This window comes from Paenibacillus sp. LHD-117 (genome assembly GCF_030929555.1).
Classification (GTDB): domain Bacteria; phylum Bacillota; class Bacilli; order Paenibacillales; family Paenibacillaceae; genus Pristimantibacillus.
In genome coordinates this window covers 1-19,905 of record NZ_JAVFVT010000007.1, presented here as the reverse complement: position 1 = coordinate 19,905, position 19,905 = coordinate 1, and the positions used below count along the sequence as shown (strand labels likewise).

Annotated in this window: 17 protein-coding genes; 16 read left to right on the top strand and 1 reads right to left on the bottom strand. The window is 59.1% G+C overall.

From position 1 onward, the window contains the following. The first annotated feature begins 233 nt into the window (after positions 1-233). Positions 234-1,280: an adenosine deaminase gene (gene add / locus RB620_RS06795; RefSeq protein ID WP_308092959.1), complete on the top strand. Its 1,047-nt coding sequence runs from the start codon at positions 234-236 to the stop codon at positions 1,278-1,280. Here add and RB620_RS06790 read toward each other — a convergent pair. After that, entirely contained in the window at positions 1,273-2,919 is a 1,647-nt protein-coding gene (locus RB620_RS06790) for a PucR family transcriptional regulator (protein WP_308092958.1), read from the bottom strand. The two genes, add and RB620_RS06790, sit on opposite strands and share 8 nt — an antisense overlap. Before the next feature lie 244 nt (positions 2,920-3,163). On the opposite strand from RB620_RS06790, the gene RB620_RS06785 reads away from it, so the two are divergent. From RB620_RS06785 to RB620_RS06715, 15 genes are all read left to right on the top strand, one after another. Beyond that, on the top strand, positions 3,164-4,306 hold the full coding sequence (locus RB620_RS06785; protein ID WP_308092956.1) for an aminotransferase class V-fold PLP-dependent enzyme: 1,143 nt from the start codon (positions 3,164-3,166) through the stop codon (positions 4,304-4,306). A 23-nt stretch (positions 4,307-4,329) separates the two neighbouring features. Next, complete coding sequence (gene uraD, locus RB620_RS06780; protein WP_308092955.1) at positions 4,330-4,836, top strand: 2-oxo-4-hydroxy-4-carboxy-5-ureidoimidazoline decarboxylase; 507 nt, start codon at positions 4,330-4,332, stop codon at positions 4,834-4,836. Between the two features lie 108 nt (positions 4,837-4,944). After that, the gene (gene uraH, locus RB620_RS06775; protein ID WP_308092953.1) at positions 4,945-5,319 is read left to right on the top strand and encodes a hydroxyisourate hydrolase; all 375 of its coding nucleotides are present in this window, start codon (positions 4,945-4,947) and stop codon (positions 5,317-5,319) included. A gap of 29 nt (positions 5,320-5,348) precedes the next feature. Further along, positions 5,349-6,674, top strand: a complete 1,326-nt coding sequence (locus RB620_RS06770; RefSeq protein WP_308092951.1) for a 5'-deoxyadenosine deaminase — start codon at positions 5,349-5,351, stop codon at positions 6,672-6,674. Positions 6,675-6,691: 17 nt separating this feature from the next. Continuing rightward, positions 6,692-7,705: an XdhC family protein gene (locus tag RB620_RS06765; RefSeq protein ID WP_308092950.1), complete on the top strand. Its 1,014-nt coding sequence runs from the start codon at positions 6,692-6,694 to the stop codon at positions 7,703-7,705. After that, positions 7,620-8,297, top strand: a complete 678-nt coding sequence (locus RB620_RS06760) for a nucleotidyltransferase family protein (protein ID WP_308092949.1) — start codon at positions 7,620-7,622, stop codon at positions 8,295-8,297. The genes RB620_RS06765 and RB620_RS06760 overlap by 86 nt, the downstream gene beginning before the upstream one ends. Beyond that, positions 8,294-9,826 (top strand): ABC transporter ATP-binding protein, encoded by a 1,533-nt coding sequence (locus tag RB620_RS06755; RefSeq protein WP_308092948.1) that lies wholly within the window; start codon positions 8,294-8,296, stop codon positions 9,824-9,826. The genes RB620_RS06760 and RB620_RS06755 overlap by 4 nt, the downstream gene beginning before the upstream one ends. Beyond that, entirely contained in the window at positions 9,823-10,986 is a 1,164-nt protein-coding gene (locus RB620_RS06750; RefSeq protein WP_308092946.1) for an ABC transporter permease, read from the top strand. The genes RB620_RS06755 and RB620_RS06750 overlap by 4 nt, the downstream gene beginning before the upstream one ends. 1 nt (position 10,987) lies before the next feature. After that, positions 10,988-11,917, top strand: a complete 930-nt coding sequence (locus RB620_RS06745) for an ABC transporter permease (protein WP_308092944.1) — start codon at positions 10,988-10,990, stop codon at positions 11,915-11,917. A gap of 27 nt (positions 11,918-11,944) precedes the next feature. Further along, positions 11,945-12,841, top strand: coding sequence for an FAD binding domain-containing protein (locus RB620_RS06740; protein WP_308092943.1), 897 nt, complete (start codon positions 11,945-11,947; stop codon positions 12,839-12,841). 30 nt (positions 12,842-12,871) lie between these two features. Further along, positions 12,872-15,169 (top strand): xanthine dehydrogenase subunit D, encoded by a 2,298-nt coding sequence (pucD, locus tag RB620_RS06735; RefSeq protein ID WP_308092942.1) that lies wholly within the window; start codon positions 12,872-12,874, stop codon positions 15,167-15,169. Further along, on the top strand, positions 15,166-15,627 hold the full coding sequence (locus RB620_RS06730) for a (2Fe-2S)-binding protein (RefSeq protein WP_308092940.1): 462 nt from the start codon (positions 15,166-15,168) through the stop codon (positions 15,625-15,627). The genes pucD and RB620_RS06730 overlap by 4 nt, the downstream gene beginning before the upstream one ends. Before the next feature lie 243 nt (positions 15,628-15,870). Next, positions 15,871-17,037: a BMP family ABC transporter substrate-binding protein gene (locus RB620_RS06725; RefSeq protein ID WP_308092939.1), complete on the top strand. Its 1,167-nt coding sequence runs from the start codon at positions 15,871-15,873 to the stop codon at positions 17,035-17,037. A gap of 45 nt (positions 17,038-17,082) precedes the next feature. Further along, the gene (locus tag RB620_RS06720; protein ID WP_308092937.1) at positions 17,083-18,063 is read left to right on the top strand and encodes an aromatic ring-hydroxylating dioxygenase subunit alpha; all 981 of its coding nucleotides are present in this window, start codon (positions 17,083-17,085) and stop codon (positions 18,061-18,063) included. 114 nt (positions 18,064-18,177) lie between these two features. Next, on the top strand, positions 18,178-19,497 hold the full coding sequence (locus RB620_RS06715) for a deoxyguanosinetriphosphate triphosphohydrolase family protein (RefSeq protein WP_308092936.1): 1,320 nt from the start codon (positions 18,178-18,180) through the stop codon (positions 19,495-19,497). Positions 19,498-19,905 lie beyond the last annotated feature (408 nt).

Sequence of the window (19,905 nt, the reverse complement as noted above, 5' to 3'; positions counted from 1 at the left end):
TCGATTGGAAAAAGCTGCACCAAATACAGGAACCTTAGCTCGTCCGCCTACGAAGCGACCTAGAGTGGTACTGGATGGGGTTATCGCAACCGATTCATAGTATGATCTAAACAACCGGCTTCGTTAGCAGCGTACGAACGATGCACGGAAACCGCATTTACAATGGGGGCATCGTAGTATATAGTATTGTCTAATTCAATGAGCACGAGCATATAACGAAAGGGGAGTCAGGGATGAATAAGCCGCAAAACAGATTAAAGAAGCTGCCCAAAGTCGATCTGCATCTGCACTTGGACGGCAGCGTGCTTCCGGAAACGCTGATCGAGCTGGCGAAGCACAGCGGTTCCGAGCTGCCGGCCTGGGAGCCGGAGAAGCTGCTGCCATATATGCGGGTGGAGGGGGATTGCGACAGTCTTGCGCAATATCTGGAGAAGTTCGATTTCGTCTGCGCCTTCCTGCAGTCCGCCCATGCGCTCGAACGTGTCGCCTACGAACTGGTGAAGCAATGCGCGGAACAAAATTGCCGATATATTGAGGTGCGCTACGCGCCCCAATTGCATCGGGAGCAAGGTTTAACCGTCGAGCAAACGATCGAAAGCGTCCTTCGCGGCCTCGCGGCGGGCGAAAGCGAGTTCGGCACGGTCGCGCGATGCATTGCCATCTGCTTACGAGGACATTCACGCGAGCAGAACTTAGAGGTCATTCATGGCGCTTCGGCCTATTTAGGCCGCGGTATTGTAGCCGTCGACCTTGCCGGAGCCGAAGCCGCTTACCCGCCCGAGCTGTACACGGCAGAATTCGCTTTGGCCGGAAAGTTGGGACTGCCGGTGACGATTCATGCGGGGGAAGCAGCCGGAGCCGAGAGCGTCGAGACGGCCGTCCTAAAGCTTGGCGCGTCGAGAATCGGCCATGGCGTCCGCATGAAAGGCGACGCGGAAGTAACGGAACTCATCCGGAGTCGCGGCATCCCGCTGGAAATGTGTCCGATCAGCAACCTTCAGACGAAAGCGTCTCCCGATTGGGACAGCTATCCGCTTCGTGGTTACTTCGACGCCGGCATACGCGTGACCGTCAATACCGACAACCTTACGGTGTCGGGCACGACGATCACAAAGGAATACGAGGCGCTTCGCGACCATCTTGCATTCACGGACGCTGAGCTGTGCGCCATCGTCATGAACGGGGCGGAGGCGGCTTTCCTCTTCGGCGAGGAGAAGCGTTCCTTGTGCGCGAAGCTGGCCGAAGAGCTGAACGATTGGCTGACGGAAACCGTCAGCTGATCAGTTCTTTGATCATGAGCGCCATGCGGATCCGGAGGCTGTCAGCGGAATTTCTCACATGGGCTCCGGTCAGCTGCTCGATCCGATTGAGGCGGTACAGGACGGTGTTGCGGTGGATGTAAAGCTGCTTCGCCGTCTCGCCGATATGGCAATGCGTATCGTAAAATACTTTCAGCGTCCGGTGCCATTCCCGCTGCTCGCCTTCATCGATTCCGCTCCATGCCTCGAACGTATCCGCTACGAATTCCTTTAAATCATCCGACGGAATCAGCTTGAGCAGGTCCATGAGCTCTTTCGTATGGTAATACTGCACGAATTTTTGTTTGTTATGGCTTCTTCCGAGCCGGTACGCGTCCAGCGCCTGCTTGTAAGCGGATGGGATATCCGCAAGCTTCGTGATCGGGCTGCTGATCCCGAAAGATAAAGTATGCTCCTGCGATGCTGTCAGCTTGTCGGCGATCGCGAGAAGCTGCTGGCCCAGCTTCAGCTTCCCTTCCGCGGCGGATCCGAACAGCTCCTTCGACGGGATCAATGCGATAAATTTATCCTTCAGCGTAAACAGAACCGATTCCGGACTAAGCTTGGCGTAATGTTTGGCCAGCCCGTGATACAGGTTGTCGATCTCCCTGGCTTTGCGCTCGACCGCGCCATGGTCCTTGGCCGGTTCTTGCTCCGTCTCGTCCGAATCTCTCCCGCATATGACGCAGATCATCTGATCCGCCGGGTACAATCCATGCTGCTTGCCGCGGTGGATGATCTCTTGTTCGGTCGCGATCTCTCCTTGCACCAGCTCCGTGAAAAACTCGATTTTGAACCTTCTCGCGCGATCCTTGACCGCTTGCGACTTCAGCAGTTCAAACCCCATCACATTCGCCGCTTGTTCCAGCGCTAGCGAATACAGCTTGTTCTCTTCTTTCTCTTTGACGAACGCAATAATGTAGCCTTGCCTTTGATAAGTCGGGATCGGCTGGATCATCGCGTATTGCGTGCCGCCAGCTGCCGTTCCGATCGGATATACGCCGGCTTCGACCGGCTGTGCGAACGATTGCCATTGCGCGATGAATTGATTCAGCAACGGAATAGGAGGCTTCTGGGCGGACGATAGGCTAATCAGCTCCGCCCTCGAACTTAGAATGACGACCGGGGAAGCGATAAGCTCCGCCAATTTGTCAACGATTTCCGAGATGCCCTCTCCGTTCAGGATCAGGTTAAAAAACGTATGATGCGTATCCAGCGCATAACTGAGCTCGCCGGTACGGTTCTCCAGAATGCGGCTTAACGTGCCGTTCAGCACTTCCCCCAGCGAATAGTCCAGTGAGAGCTCCAGGATGGGGAACTCCAGGCGGTTCGCTTCTTCGATGACGGATTCCGGAATCTCTTCGAGAAAACGTTTGGTTTTGATGGCGAGTCCTGCGCAGCCGGATTCGGCCATATGTGCGACCAGCTTATCCAGCGACTCCGGCTGATCCTTCATCGCGTAGGCGGTCGTAAGCAGAAGTTCGTCCGGCTTCAAATAGTGAATGATATCGGGTGCATCCATCATGTTCACGGTGCTTACTCTGCGGTTAAGGCCTTCTTGGCCGGCCGCAACCCGGGCGTTTTTTAACGAGGGAATATGAAGCAAATCTTTCAGCAGCATCGGCAATCGCTCCCTACTATGTGAGGTTATATAACATAATCATACTGCAACTTTCCCCTTCGCGGAAGAGGGTTAGGAAATTTTGTTAGCTATCATGCATCAGAAAGTCAATTAAATCTATATATTATGTACAATGACAAAACAAACGTCGCATCATATGATAGTTTCAATTCCATTAAAATTGTTAGATTATCTTACATCGAAATAGAGATACACGCTGATCGATTGGGAAGGAGGAGTGCGGATGAGCGTACAGGATCTTACGCCTAGAGGCCAAATCGTTCGATCGCCTTATCCTGACGAAGCGGCTTCAACAATGAATAGGTCGCCCCGGGGAACGGGAGGAAGACGGCAAGCCCGGCCGGATATGACGGAGGAAGAAACATCGGATGCGCTGCGGCGCCTATGGCGTACCGAACATGCCGTCGTTTATCCCGATCTCGATCCGGGAATCGATGCCGTCCAGTGGGTGCTGGAGCGGCTGCTGCGCCATAGCGAGTCGGTATTCGTCCCGATCTATGGAGAAGCCGGAGAGAAACTCGCCGAAATCTGCGAAAGGCTGGGCTCGGATGTAATAACCGCCGAGCAAGAACGCGGGGCGGTATTCGAGCAAGAAGATCTGATCGCTGAGCTGCGCAGGCGAAAGCCTTCCATGCTCATCGTCGCCCACGGCGATCCGTCGACCGGTCAGCTGCAGCCGCTGGACGAACTCGGACGTGTTTGCCGGGAGCTTGATATTTTGTTCCTGGTCGACGTGAGCGCGACGGCAGGAGACGTTCCGATCCGCGCCGACGCTTGGCATATCGACGCCATTCTTACCGGCCATGGCCATCGCCTGCATCTTCCGCTAGACCTGCAGCCGATCGCGTATAACGAGCAGATCGAGGTTAGACTTCGCGGGAGAAGGCTGGATGTGGAGAGCGGATCGGGCAAACTGCGGCAGAGACCGAACGGATTCCCTGCGAAAGAGGCAAACGGAATTCATGGATCTAGTGTCGCGGCGGATGTTGAGATCGCAAACCGAATCGAAGGAAGGAGTCGACATGCCGAGGCGCTGCTCAGCGGCTTGGTAGCCCTGGGACTTCGCCTCTTCGGCAGCTCTGCCAGCCGCCTTCCGACCATGGTTTGCGTCGTGGTTCCGGAAGGAATTGACGGCGAATCGGTGCGCAGCCGCTTATCTGCTGAGCATGGCATCGAGATCGGCGGTAAACCGCCGTCGCTCGGGACCGATATTTGGCGATTGGAAGTTTTGGACGGCATTGCGAATCGGGAGGCTGTCGCGCGGATGCTGCAATCGTTCGAGGCGGCTTTGGCGGCGGAAGGTTTCCTTTGCGCCTTCGGCTCAGGCGCCCTTGCCGCTTCACGCTATTACGAACAGCTTGCATGAATCGACATAGAGGAGGAATAACGATGGATCCATTGATCGAAACATCCAATCAAGACGAAAGAGCGGCGTTCGCGGCCAAATTCGGATCGATATTCGAACATTCGCCGTGGATCGCCGAGGAGGCTTGGGCTTATCGACCGTTCGGGTCGAGGGAGGATCTGCTCGAGCGAATGTCGGGCATCGTCATGGACGCGGATGACGACAGACAGCTCGCCTTGCTGCGGGCGCATCCGGAGCTTGGCGCGAAGATCAGGATGACGGAGGAATCCGTCCTCGAGCAGCGCGGTGCCGGGCTTGATCGGCTAGAGCGGGACGAAGCGTATATTTTCGGGCAGCTGAACGCGAAGTACCGGGAACGGTTCGGCTTCCCTTTTATCATCGCCGTTCGGGGGCTGACGCCGGATATGATTGCCGACTCGATGCAGAAGCGGATGATGAATTCGGCAACGGAAGAGAAGTACCGGGCACTGCAGGAAGTGTGCAAGATCGCGGCCTTCCGTCTGGAGCACATGGAACTGGACGCGGGTTGACCGCACGGAGACTCGGATCAATAGATCGTAAACAGATAGATAGAGAAAAGCGATATGGATAAGGGCTTGGGAGCGGAAACGGATGTATGGCAACAAGGAGGAGTCAGCATGGCGGAAGCAGGCAAAAAAACGGGTCGCATCACGACTCACGTATTGGATACGACGTTAGGCGAACCCGCGCGGGGCATGGGACTTGCGCTGTACCGCGTATGCGGGGAAGCGGCCGAGCTCGTCACACTCTCGGTCACGAACGCCGACGGACGGGTCGATTCGCCGCTGCTGGAGGGCGACGCGCTTACGGCGGGCGTGTACGAAATCCGGTTCAAGGCCGGGGAATACATGGTTCGCCAAGGCCGGTACAGCGCGACGCAGACGATCTGGGATCTGATTCCGATCCGGTTTAAGGTGGTCGATCCGAACAAGCATTATCATGTGCCGCTTCTCTTGTCTCCGGGCGGTTACAGCACGTACAGGGGCAGCTGAGAACGAGCAAGCGGAAGGTAGGGGAACGCATGGAGACGACACTCATTAAAGGCGCGCAAATCATAGCCATGGATGAAAAGGGGACGGTGCTCGTCGGCGACGTGCTCGTGTCGGGCAGCCGAATCGTCCGCATCGCGGAACGAATCGACGATCCGGCCGACACAATCATCGAAGCGCGGGGCAAGGTGCTGCTGCCGGGCTTCGTACAGACGCACATCCATCTATGCCAGACGTTGTTCCGCGGCAGGGCGGATGATCTCGAGCTGCTCGATTGGCTGAAGGAGCGGGTATGGCCGCTCGAAGCCGCGCATGACGAGGAGTCGGTCTATTATTCCGCGATGCTCGGCATCGGCGAGTTGATCCGAAGCGGGACGACGACGATTCTGGACATGGAGACGGTGCATCACACCGAATCCGCGTTCCGCGCCATCGAGGCGAGCGGCATTCGCGCGTTATCGGGCAAGGTGATGATGGATCACGGCAGCGAGGTGCCATTGGCGCTGCAAGAGAAGACCGAACGTTCGCTGCAAGACAGCGTGGACCTGCTGGAGAAGTGGCACGGCAAGGCGGATGGCCGGATCGGATACGCCTTCTGCCCGCGATTCGTCGTCTCCTGCACGGAGGAATTACTAGTTGGGGTAAGGGACTTGTCCCGCCAGTACGGGGTGAAGGTGCATACGCACGCTTCCGAGAACCGTGGGGAGATCGCGCTTGTCGAATGGGAGCGGGGCATGCGCAACGTCGTTTATTTGGATCATATCGGCCTCGCGTCTCCCGATCTGATCCTGGCACATTGCGTCTGGTTGGACGAGGAGGAGAAGAGGATCATCCGGGATCGGGGCGTAAAGGTGACCCATTGCCCGGGCTCCAACCTGAAGTTGTCGTCGGGCATCGCCGAAGTGCCGGATCTACTTGGCCGGCATATCCATGTCGGCATCGGCTCCGACGGGGCGCCGTGCAACAATACGCTCGATATGTTCTCCGAAATGCGGATGACCGCGCTCATCCAGAAGACGCAGCACGGACCGACCGCCATGGACGCGAAGTCGGTGCTGCGCATGGCGACGATGGGTGGAGCGGAGGTGCTGGGCCTCGAACGCGAGATCGGCAGCATCGAGCCGGGGAAACGGGCCGACCTGATCCTCCTCGAGCTGGACGAATTCCACGCTTATCCGTCCTTCGACGTCGATCCGTACTCCCGAATCGTCTATTCGGCCGGTTATAGTGATGTCGATACGGTGTTCATCGACGGGAAAATGGTCATGAAGAACAAAACGTTGCTTACGGTCGACAAGGGCATCGTGCTGAAGGAAGCGGACCGCTCGATCGAACGGCTGCTAAAGCGGCTCGGCTAATCCGAAGGAGGGATCGCATGGAAGCGGCGGATTTGATCAAGAAGGCGTTAAGCCTGGCAGGGAAAGCCGTTCTGACGACGATCGTGCGCGTCGAGGGCCATGCTTACCGCAAAGCCGGCGCTTCCATGCTCCTTGAAGCCGGAGGCGGTACCAGCGGCTCGGTCAGCCCGGGATGTCTCGAGGCGGATTTGAAGCATTACGCCGATCCCGTTCTTAAAGCGGGAACGCCGCAGTGGATCGAATACGACATGCGAGCGGAAGACGATCTGTCCTGGGGTGAAGGAATCGGCTGCGGCGGTCTCGTCCGGATCTTGTTGGAGCCGGTCGCGGGAGGTCTGTTGATCGCCCTGGCCGAAGCGGATCGGCTGCTGGATCGCGGCATAACCGTCCGGCTCGTTCGGGAATACGGCGATTCCATGCTGCCCTCCGCTTATTCCGTTCAGGCCGCGCCTAACGGGCTCGAAGAGCCGCAAGAAGCTGGCGGACGATTCGTCCAGCGGCTGGAGCCGAAACCGAGAGTCGTGTTGTTCGGCGGCGGAGACGACGCCGTCCCGGTCGCCAGGCTTGTTCAGTTGGCGGGATTCCGCCTCGCGGTCGCCGACTTCCGCGAGGCGGTCTGCAAGCCGGAGCGGTTCCCGGGGGCCGAGCTCCACTTCGGATTCCCTTCGGAAATCATGGCTTCGCTTGCGCTTTCGAAAGGCGACTACGTGCTGATCATGAGCCATCAATTCCAGCGCGACAACGAGTTTTTGAAGCTGGCGCTGAACTTCGGGCCGCATTACATCGGCGTGATGGGTTCGACCTCGCGGACGCGCCGGATGTTTCCTTCGGAGGACATTCCGCCGTCGGTTCATTATCCCGTAGGCCTTCCGATTGGCGCCGACGGGCCGGAGGAGATCGCCATCAGCATCGTCGCCGAGCTTGTCGGCATAAGGAGGAAAGGGCATGCCGCAGAAGGCGCCGCGTATCGCGGGGGTCTATTTGGCAGCCGGCTCGAGCCTGCGAATGGGCAAGCCGAAGCTGTCGATTAGGACGGGGATAGGGGAGCGGCCTCTCGGAACGATCGCGCTGCAAGCGGCCGTCCGATCGAGGCTTGACGACTTGACGATCGTGACGAGAGAGCGGCATTCGACTATATGGGCGGCGCTCGACGAGCATGTTCGGGGCGAAAGCGGCCGCATTCGGTTCGCGGACGTGGATGCCGGGGAAGCGGCGAAGGGGTTGTCCCGTTCGATCCAAGCGGGGCTTGCAGCGGCGACTTCGCGGAAGACGGCCGATGCGGTCGTCATCCTCTTGGCGGACCAGCCGCTCGTGACGGCCGGCATGATCGACAAGCTGATCGAAGCGTTCGCTTCGGATCCGTCGCTCCAATACGCCGCTTACTTTAACGGCGAGGCGCTATCGCCCCCTTTGCTAATCTCCTCACGACTCTTCGGTTCTTTGCTAGGGCTGGAAGGGGATAAAGGTGCGCGCGAGCTGCTTCGGCAGCCGGGACTTCGAGGAATCGCTATACTTCCGGAGAAGCCGGAGCTGCTGCTCGACATCGATACGGAACAAGATTTGCGCAAGCTGGACGATTATTGGATCAATCACGGCAAGGAAGGAGAGGACGAAGCAACATGACGAAATTGGCGGTTCAAATGACCGGCATCGTAAAAAAATTCGGAGAGGTCGTCGCGAACGACCATGTCGACTTCGCCGTCCGCGCGGGCGAAATTCACGCGCTGCTTGGCGAGAACGGAGCGGGCAAGAGCACGGTCATGAGCCTGCTGTCGGGCTTGTACCGGGCTGACGCAGGAGGGATCGCCGTCCATGGGACGTCGTCATCGATCGCTTCTCCGAAGGATGCGATGAAGCTCGGAATCGGCATGGTGCACCAGAACTTCCGCCTCGTGCCCACCTTGACGGCGCTCGAAAACATCATACTCGGCGAACGGGGAGAGCCTTGGAGAGGAAACGCTTGGAAGAAACGTAAGCTGGCGCAGGTCGATGGCATATGCGAGAGGTACGGCCTCCGGATCCCGCTGGGGCAGCCGGTATGGGCGTTATCCGTCGGCGAGCAGCAGCGCGTTGAGATCGTAAAGACGCTGTACCGCGGAGCGGACATCATTTTGCTGGACGAACCGACTTCGGTCCTCACTCCCGGCGAAGCGGAAGCGCTGTTCCAGACGATGCGCGAGCTGAAGGATACCGGGAAAACGATGATCATCACGACCCATAAGCTCAAGGAAGTGATGGCCGTCGCGGACCGAATCTCCGTCATGCGCAAAGGACGGATGATCGCGTCAATGGATGCAGGAGAGACGGACGCGCGTAATTTGGCGGAGCTGATGGTCGGAAGGGAAATTCGGGAGCGCGAGGCGGCGGAGTCCGGCCACGCCGGCGAAACCATTCTTGAAGTGTCCGGGATGACGGTTCGTTCCGATCACGGGCACGACGCGCTCGCGAATGTCGCCTTTCGCATCCGCGAAGGCGAGATCGTCGGCGTGGCGGGCGTTGCCGGCAACGGGCAGAAGGAGCTCGCGGAAGCGTTAACCGGTCTTCGCGGATGGACGAAAGGCAGCATGCTGCTGCAAGGCGAGCGCATGGAGAACGCGGGCGTCAGGCGACTCATCGACCGCGGCGTCGCGCATATTCCGGAAGATCGGATGAAGAGCGGCCTCGCAGGAAGCTTGGGCGTTGTGGACAACCTGATGCTGAAGACGTACCGGACCGGCAAACACTTTCGTTTCGGCCTGCTACGAAACCGCGCGAACGTCGCTTGGGGGAAGGGGCTCGCCGAACGGTTCGACGTCCGGTACGCGGAGCTGGGCAGCCCCGCTCGGCAGATGTCGGGCGGCAACCAGCAGAAGCTGCTGCTCGCCAGGGAGATCGACCAGCAGCCGAAGCTGATGGTCGCGGTTCATCCTACGCAAGGGCTCGACGTGGGGGCGGCGGAATCGGTGCATCAGATGCTGCTCGGGCTTCGCGACGCGTCGGCGGGCGTGCTGCTAATCTCGGAGGATCTCGACGAGGTGCTGCTCTTGTCCGACCGCGTCTTCGTCTTGTACGGCGGCCGAATTATCGGCGAGCTGCCAAAGGCGGAGGCGGATAAGGAGAGGATCGGCCGCATGATGGCGGGTCTCGAGGATGCGGAGGTGGCCGCTCAATGAATCAAGAATCGGTTGCGGAAGGGATAAGCGGCAGCAGCGCGGCCAAATCCGCGCGGGACCGATGGGCGGCGCCCCGCTTGCCTTTCGCGCTTCAATACGATCCGCTGAAGAAAGGCGGCGCCTGGTGGGTGCCGATCGCTTCCGTCGCGGCCGCACTGCTCCTGTGCGCGCTGTTCATCTGGATGAATGGCATGAACCCTTGGACCGTGTATGCGAAGATGGCGCAAGGCGCGTTCGGCTCATCGTTCGGGTTAAGCGAGACGTTCGTCAAGGCGATTCCGCTCCTGCTTTGCGGACTTGGGGTTGCCGTCGCTTACCGGATATCGGTCTGGAATATCGGCGCCGAAGGGCAGCTCGTTGTCGGCGCGATCGCCGCGACAGCCGTCACGATTTATTTGCCGGGGTTGCCGGGCGCGCTGTACATTCCGGTCATGGTGGCTGCCGGCATGGCGGCCGGAGCGATCTGGGGATTGCTGACCGCGGTGCCGCGCACGTACTTCGGCGTGAACGAACTCATCACCTCGCTCATGCTGAACTACGTGGCGCTGCTCTTGCTCGATTATCTCGTGTTCGGACCTTGGCGGGATCCGGAGGGCTTTAACTTCCCCGGCACGCGCGTGTTTTCTTTGGAGCAACAATTGATGACGTTCCAAGGCTCCCGCCTCCATTACGGCTTGTTATTCGCGCTTGTAGCGGTCGTTCTGTTCGCGTTCGTGTTCAACAAGACGAGATGGGGCTACGAAATGAAGGTGCTCGGAGCGAACCCTCATGTCGCGAAGTACGGCGGCATTCGGATCAATACCCATATCCTGCTCGTCATGATGATAAGCGGCGGCCTAGCCGGACTTGCCGGGATGAGCGAAGTGTCAGGCGTCTCGCATAGGCTCATGTACGGCATTTCGCCGGGCTACGGCTATACGGCGATCATCGTCGCGTGGCTGGCGAAGCTGAATCCGTGGGGCATGCTCGTCACGTCGGTATTCGTCGGCGGACTGATCGTCGGCGGCTTCAGCGTCCAGACGATCGGACTTCCTTCATCCATGTCGATGATGCTGCAGGGCGCGATTCTGATCTGCCTCATCGGCGGGGAGATGCTGAGCCGATATCGGCTGGTGCGCAAGGCTCCGCGGCGGAGCGGTTCGAAGGGAGAGAGAAGCTGACATGGAGTTTTATACGAATCTGATCATCGCGGCCATCTCGTCGGGCACGCCTCTGTTGTTCGCGGTGTTAGGCGGCATCCTGAGCGAGCGCTCGGGTGTCATCTTCCTTGGCACGGAAGGGACGATGCTGATTGGCGCCGTCGTGTCCTGCTTGACCTTCCTGCAGACGGGAAGCATGGCCGCGGCTGTCTTGGCCTCTCTCGCCGCGGCAGGCGGCATCGGTCTCCTGCACGCGTTCCTCACCGTCACGCTGAAAGCGAATCAGATCGTGTGCGGACTGGCTCTGACGCTGTTTGGAACGGGGCTCAGCGCCTATCTGGGCAAGTCGGCCGCGGGAGCCGCACTCCCCGTCACGGTACCGAGATGGGATCTCGGTTTCCTGGAAGCCGTGCCGTTCGTCGGCCGGATCTTCTCCAATCTGGACGCTTTCGTCTGGTTCAGCTTTGCGCTCGCGGCGGCGATGTACCTTTACATGTACAAAACGTCCTGGGGGCTGCACCTGCGCGCGGTCGGCGACAACCCGGCCACTTCCGACGCGATGGGCTTGTCGGTGACGGCATCCCGTTACGGACATGTGATCGCCGGATCCATGCTCATGGGTCTGGCCGGCTGTTACCTGATCATGGTGTATTCGCCGAACTGGATCGAGGGCATGACGGCCGGCAGAGGCTGGATCGCCGTCGCGCTGATCATCCTAGCCGGATGGAATCCGCTCCTTGCGCTCGCCGGTGCTTATTTGTTCGGCGGGCTCGACGCCCTCGGATTCCGGATGCAGCTGATGGGCATCGGCATCCCTTCCTACTTCCTGAAGATGACGCCGTACGTCGTGACGATTCTCGTATTAATGGCGGCAGGCTGGCGGAATCGCCATAAGCCGTCGGCAGAGCCGAAGGCGCTTGGCATCCCGTACGTGCGTGAGCAGCGATTCTAACATTCGACGAATCGGAGGTGTTCGCTAATGGCAATGGAGCAAAGGCAATACGGCGCGCAGCCCGAAGTGTGGGAGCCACTTGCGCCGGAAGAAGCCTGGGGCTTAAAAAGAAAGTTCGGGGAAACGGCGATTTACGTGTCGGGAGGCACGCTCTTGAGGACGCAATGGGAAAACGAGACGCGGCCGCTGCCGGACCATATGATCAGCTTGGCCGACATCGCGGAGATGAAAGGGATCGTGGTAACGGACGGATTCGCTAGCATCGGCGCCGTCGAAACGTTAAATGATTGCCGCGGCAGCGATGTTCTACGCAGCCGTTGTCCACTCCTGGCGAAAGCGATCGGCTATATCGCTGCTCCCGCGGTGCGCCATCTCGCCACGCTCGGCGGCAATATCGGCAGCCTGATCGGGGATGCCGTGCCGGCGCTCTTGGCTCTCGACGCGCAGCTGCTGCTGTACCAGGACCACGCTCGCCGGCGAATGTCGCTTCGGCAGTGGCTGGAAGGGGCCGGCGGCGCGAGGCAGCCAGACGATCTGCTGCTCCGGGTACTGATTCCGATCCATGAGCAAGACGGCGGCGACGTAGCGGACGGCGGTTTCGCATTCTACGAGAAGGTCGGACGCAGGGAGAGCTTTACGCCTTCGCTTGCGACGGTTGCCGGAACGGGCCATGTCGATGATAGCGGCTTGTTGTTCGATGTGCGGCTGACGGCTGGCGGAGGGACGGCGATTCCCCACCGGCTGACCGAGGCGGAAGCGGCTCTGAACGGAACGGCGCTTAGCGAAGGGACGTTGTCCATCGTACATGAGATTATCAAGCGGCAATACGCGGCGGCCGGCGGTTTGTTCGCCGGCTCCGACTATCGGAAGGAAGCGTCGGCGAATCTCATTACCGCGCAATTCTGGAAGCTGCTGAAGAAATAGCGGCGCACACGAGGAAAGGAGGCGCGAAACTTGCTGATGAACAGATTATCGGCCGGCGGCCGCTGGCGGCTCAGGCCCGACGGTCCGGACAAAGTATCGGGGAAGCTGCGTTACCTGACGGATCTCGCGCTTCCGGGCATGTTGTACGGAAAGGTGCTTCGCAGCCGGGAGCCTCATGCTTTCATTCTCGATATCCGCACGGAACGGGCGCTGCTGGTACCCGGCGTCAAAGCGGTCGTCACCCACAAGGACGTTCCCGGGCTCAACGCGTTCGGTATCGTGAATCCGGATCAGCCTGTCTTTTGCGGCGACCGGGTGCGGTACGTCGGCGACGCGATCGCCGCGGTCGCCGCCGAGTCGAAGGATGCCGCGGAACGGGCGCTGTCGCTCATCGAGGTCGACTACGAGCCGATCCCTGTCGTGGATGACCCCGAGAAGGCGATGCTGCCGGGGGCGCCGCTGCTGCATCCCGGCGGGAACGTGCTTCATCGGACCGCATACAGGAGAGGCGACCCGGACGAGGCATTCGCCGGCTGCGCCCACATAGTCGAGGAGACGTATTACACGCCTCGGCAGATGCACGCGTACATGGAAACGGAAGGCGGGTTGTTCATCCCGGAGGCGGACGGGCGATTATCCGTGTTCGTTGCTACCCAACACGGCTTCAAGGACCGGATGCAGCTCTCCCGCATCTTGGCCATGCCAGAGTCCGCGATCCGCATCGTGTCGAGCCCGATCGGCGGTTCGTTCGGTGGGAAGGACGAACTCAACGTCCAGCCTTACGGCGCACTACTCGCGCTCAAAACGGGGAGACCCGTCAAGCTGCATAATTCGAGGCGCGAGTCGATCCGGGCCGGGCTGAAGCGGCATCCCATGAAGTTGACGATGAAAACGGGGATCGACCAGAACGGCAAGCTGCTCGCGCATCAGGTGCGGATCGTGGCCGACACGGGGGCGTACAGCACGCTCGGCGCGCCGGTGCTGAATTTCGCGACCGAACATGCGATGGGTCCCTACCGGATACCGAACATCGCGGTCGAAGGCGTATCCGCGTTCACGAACAACGGCGTATCCGGCGAGTTCCGCGGGTTCGGCGGGAACCAGACGATCTTCGCGGTCGAGAGCCAGATGGACCGCCTCGCGGAGGCGGCGGGCATGGACCCGTGGTTGTTCCGGCGCCTTAATCTGAGGGAGCCGGACGATCCCGGCCCGTTCGGGCATCGCATTCTGCCAACGGAGGGCGTCGGCCGCGTCTGGCAATCCGTAGCTTCCTCCGAGCTATGGAGGCGCAGGGGGACGATATCCCGGTCCGAAGCCGAGCCTTGGCTTCGCCGTGGCATCGGAAGCGCGATCGCGATGCATGGCTCCGGCCTCGGGTACGGCATTCCGGATCCTGGCGGGGGACGGCTTGGATTAAGCGCCGATGGCAAGCTGGAGGCGGCGTTCAGCTTCGAGGAGTTCGGCCAAGGCATCACGGCGACGCTCGATATCCTGCTAACGGAGCATATTGGCTGCGCGAGCGACGATCTGCGCATCGTGATCGGCGACACGGACAGAACGCCTCATACCGGCTCCAGTACGGCGTCGCGTTCCACCACGATCGCGTATATGGCGCTCCGGAAGCTGGTTCCCATGCTGATGGAGAAGCTGCTGCCGCTCGCGGAAGCCGCGACGGGATTGCCTCGGTCGGCGCTGGCCGCCGGTCCGGGAGGCATGTGGACGACCGGAGAGGAAGGGAACGGTCCGAAACGGCTCGCGGCGACTTACCTCGCATTGGCCGAGCAGGCGGGCAATGAGATCCGCTGCGAGACGTCCTTCGACTTCCCGACGACGCCCGACGAAGTGGTCGGCGGGCATTATCTGTACACGGGAGTAGCGGTTGCCGTCGAGGTGGAAGTGAACGTCCTGACGGGGGCCGTGCGCATCGTCGATCAATACCACGCGATCGCGGCGGGTCCGGCCGTCAACCCGATGGGCTATATCGGCCAGATCGAGGGTGGCAGCGTCATGGCGCAAGGCTTCACTTTGTTCGAGGATGCGATCATGGCCGAAGGGCTGTACAAGACGGAGAACCTCGATACGTACATCATCCCGACGATCCGGGATGCCGCGGGCGGCTTCGCGGTGCATGCCATCGAGGAGCTGCCGCCGGATGACCCTTACGGTCCCCGCGGCATCGGCGAAGTAGGAACTGTTGTCCTCGCACCAGCCGTTACGGCGGCCGTGCATCATGCCATAGGTAAAAGAATACAAGCTTTGCCGATTCGCAGGGAAGAGCTGATCGCCGGCTTCGACGGCTTATTCGCGGAGGGAGTGAAGACATCATGAGCGGCTACGCGTGGGAAGTCGTTGTGAACGGAATCGAGGCCAAGGTGATCACCCATCCTACGGCAAGACTGCTCCACCTGCTGCGGGACGATCTTGGGCTGACTGGCACGAAGGTGTCCTGCGAGCTGGGGCGGTGCGGGGCATGCATCGTCTTAATGGACGGGAAAGCGGTGAATTCCTGTCTTGTGATGGCTTACCAGTGCAACGGGAAAACCATCACGACCATCGAAGGGCTGGCGGAGAATGAGCAGCATCCGATTCAGAAGGCGTTTCAAGAAGAAGGGGGGTTCCAATGCGGCTACTGCACGCCGGGAATGATCATGTCCGTCAAAGCTTTGCTGGACGAAACGCCTAATCCGACAACCGAACAGATAACAGAAGGGCTGTCGGGCAATTTGTGCCGATGCACGGGATACGGAGGTATACTGCGCGCGGTCCAAAAATGCTGCAAGACATAAAAATGTGTGTTCAAAAAGCCCGGTTTTCAGCACCGAGAATATTGAAAGAAGCTAGGAAATGAGGAGCGGAACGTAGTGATAGCTACGTGAGCACCTGCAATGTTTCCCGGAGGAAACATACTTCGAAAGCATTCGCTTAGTTCCGGCTGAATTCAAGATTCGATGTCGATTAAGCTTCCTGGAATACTTCGTGATCAAAAGTGGGCTTTTTGAACGACATCTAAAAATGGGAGGAGAAACCATATGACCTTTTCACGTTCCAGGAAAATGATTGCCGCTGCACTCGTACTACTGTTAGCATTCGTAACCGCCTGTTCCCAAGCTTCTTCCACCAAAGAAAGCCCCTCTCCCTCGCCGTCCGCAAGTCCATCTCCCGAGGCGTCCGCGGCAGCGGAAGAAAGCCCGGCGGCAACCGGGGAGCTGCCGAAGGTCGCATTCGTCTACATCGGCGTGCCGGGAGACGGCGGCTGGACGTTCGAGCATGACAAGGGCCGCCAGATGGTCGAAAAGAAATTCGGCATCAAGGCGACGGTTGTCGAGAACGTGCCGGAAGGCCCCGACGCGGAGCGCGTGTTCGAGGAGCTTGCGCAGGATCATGACATCATCTTCGGAACCAGCTTCGGATACATGGATCCGATGTTCAATGTGGCGGCCAAATATCCGGACGTGAAATTCATGCACGCGACAGGCTACAAAACGGCGCCGAACCTGGCGACCTACCAGGGCAAAGGCTACCAGCCGGGTTACCTGGCCGGCATCGCGGCCGGCAAGCTGACGAAAAACAACAAGATCGGCTACGTCGGCGCGTTCCCGATTCCGGAGGTCATCTACACGATCAACGCCTTCACCCTCGGCGCCCAAAGCGTGAATCCGGACATCGAAGTATCCGTCGTCTGGAGCAACACCTGGTTCGACCCGGCGACTGAACGCCAAGCGGCGATCAGCTTGCTCGACCAAGGCGTGGACGTGCTGGCGAATTACCAGGACTCCCCTGCGGGCATTCAAGCGGCGCAAGAGAAAGGCGTATGGGGCATGGGCAACGATTCCGATATGAACCGCTACGCGCCGGAAACATACGTCACGAACCCCGTCCTGAACTGGGGACCGTATTACGTCGACGTCGTGCAGAGCTTAATCGACGGCACTTGGGAAACGCATCAATACTACGGCGGCCTGAAGGAGCAGATGGTGGACCTGGCTCCGTTCGGCAAGAACGTGCCGCAAGACGTACAAGATCTCGTAAACGCCAAGAAAACGGAAATCCACGACGAGACGTTCGAGGTATTCACCGGTCCGATCTTCGATCAATCCGGCGCCCAGAAGCTGGCGGAAGGCGAGAAGCTGAAGCTGGAGGATATTCTTGTCATGAACTATTTCGTCAAAGGTGTCAAAGGCACGATTCCGCAATAAGATTCGATTGAAGATTGATTGCTCCTTAGAAAGGATGATCCGAAAATGCCGGTACTGGATCCCGTATTAGTAAACGAATGGCACCCCGTGATGTTCTCGTCCCGCTTGGAGGATCGTCCGCTGCAGGTCGAGCTGCTCGGCGAACGGGTTGTCGTCTTCCGTACATCGCGTGGCGTGCACGCCCTAAAAGATCTATGCATTCATAGGGGCGTGCCCCTGTCGCTCGGCAAGGTAAGAGGAGACGAGATCGTATGCGCCTATCATGGCTGGACCTACGACGCGTGCGGCACGTGCACGCTGATCCCTTCCTTGCCGAGAGGGACGGCCATCCCTTCGAAGGCGAAAACTTCATCCTATCGCTGCCAAGAAGCCCATGGACTGGTGTGGGTTAGCTTGGGCGAGCCCGACAAAGACGTGCCGGCCATCGGCACGCGCGGCCTGCTCGCCGACTACGCCCAAGTGTTCATGGGACCTTACGAGGTTGCCGCCGCGGGACCGCGCGTGGTCGAAAACTTCCTCGACGTGTCCCATCTCATGTACGTGCATGAAGGGATGCTTGGCGACAGCGAGTTTTCGGAGATCAACGACTACCGCGTCCACGAGACGGACGGGGCGCTGCGAACCGACGAGATCGAGGTGTATCAGCCCGATCCCGACGGGCGAGGCGTAGGCGTCAATACCTTTTATACGTACGAGATTTATCATCCGATGAGCGTCTCCTTGACGAAGCGGATCGAAGGGTCGGACGATGTATTCCATCTGTACCTGTTCGTCACGCCCCAGAACGAGGAAAAAAGCATCGCGTTTATGATCATGGAACGCAACTACGCGTTCGACGAGCCGGATGAAACGTTTGTCTCGTTCCAGGATATCTTGCTGGAGCAGGATCGGCTCATCGTCGAGAACCAGAAGCCGGAGCTGCTGCCGCTTGACCTGCAAGCGGAGCTCCACTTGAAGTGCGACAGGCTCAGCATCGCCTATCGCAAGCTGTTGTCCCGCGCCGGCGTATCGTTCGGCACGGCTTAACGGGGAGGGAAAGCGTCGTGAGGCCTGGGAGTGGAGGCTCGCGGCGCTTTTTTTTGCCAAAGAGGGGGAAGTTATGCCAAAATCATCATAGACAATCGGAAAAGGTGATGACAGATGAATATCCGCAAGCTGAGGCTGCATGACATAGGCAATACGCTATCGAGCGAGGATCGCGACGAATACGAGAAGGATTACGCGCGGCTCATCCAATCCCCGGCGTTCCGCCGGCTGCAAGGCAAGTCGCAGGTGTTCGGGGCGGGCTCCGGCGACTATTACCGCACGAGGCTTACGCATTCGCTCGAAGTGTCCCAAATCGCGCGGGAGGTGGCGCGCAGGCTGGGCAAGACGTATCCGTTCCTCGCAAAAGACGAACATCCCGGCCTCATGCTGCTACCCGAAGTGGTTGAGTGCGCGGCGCTCGCGCACGATCTCGGCCATCCGCCGTTCGGTCATAAGGGAGAGGAAGTGCTGAACACTATCCTTAGAGCGCGTTACGGCATTCCGTATGAAGGCAATGCGCAAAACTTCCGCATTCTCATGTTCCTGGAGAAGCGCGCGGGCAGCGAACGCGGGTCGGACTTGACGGCCGCCGTCCTGCTCGCAATCAACAAATATCCGTTCTGCCTCGACGATCCGTCGCGGATGAAAGGCGTCTATCCGATGGAATGGGCGGGCATCGATTATTTGCGCGGGCTGTGGGGCATGCCGGCCGGAGTCAGCACGCTCGAGGCGCAGCTCATGGATCTGTGCGACGACATCGCTTATTCCACGCACGACATCGAAGACGGCATTCGCGCGGGCAAGATCCTGTTGTCGGAAGATTTTTTCGAGGATGACCGCCTTGTGAAACGCGTCGTGCAGGAAGTAATGGACGATCCCGCCAGCATGGAAGCGGTGCAGTGGGAGAAGGCGGATCTGAAGGACATGGTGAAGCGCGTGCTGGACAGCTACTACCGGCAATGGAAGGAAGTGTACGTCCAATACGGCCGTGAAGCTTCCCGGACGAGGCGCGAGATGAAGGCGCGCTGGGTGAGTAAATTCGCGAACAGCGTCGGCATCATCGACGATCCGAAGACGGGCTGGAAACGGATCACGTTCGTGAAGGACGGCGCGGAGGATCTGGAGCTGCTGCGGACGATGGAAATTTTGAAAAAGCTTGCTTGGGTGACGCTCATCAAAGATTTCCGCGTGCAGCGCCTGCAGAAGCGCAGCGAGAACATGCTGAAGCGGCTGTGGGACAGCTTGGAGGATTACGATACCGGCCGGCTCATCCTGCCCCCGGATTGGGTCGAGAGCTACGATCGCCAGAAGGGCGCCTGGCCGTGGGAGCGGCTCGTCGCCGACTATATCGCGGGCATGACGGACGCCTACGCCGAGAAGGTGTACACGGAGCTGTTCGCGAGCAGATCCGGCTCGATTTACGAGCGGGATTAGGTTTTAGAATAAACCGGTTGACTTCTGATGAGGTTGACTGGTTTTTTTGCTGATTACATAACTTTTATTATGTCACGTGTTAGTGTTACCGCCGCAGTAGTGGTTCTTGGACGCTAACGGAAGTGGCCGACGTTATTCGCCTCATTTTGTTCGATTTGCATAGCTAACGGAAGCACGCGACCTTATTTACGTTTCCCAGCTTGAAAAAACACCATTTTCAATCGAATAAGAGCACCAGGTTCCTTTAGAAATCCAAATGGGCTCATATTCGCATCATAAGTGCGCTTGGTTCCGTTGCTATGAACGTTTTAGTCAAGCCCTTGCATTTTGCACCACCAAAACACTAGGCGCGGGAGCAAATAAGCGAGCGACGGTCGGCACGCTGCTATCCGTGGGTTGGTTACCACA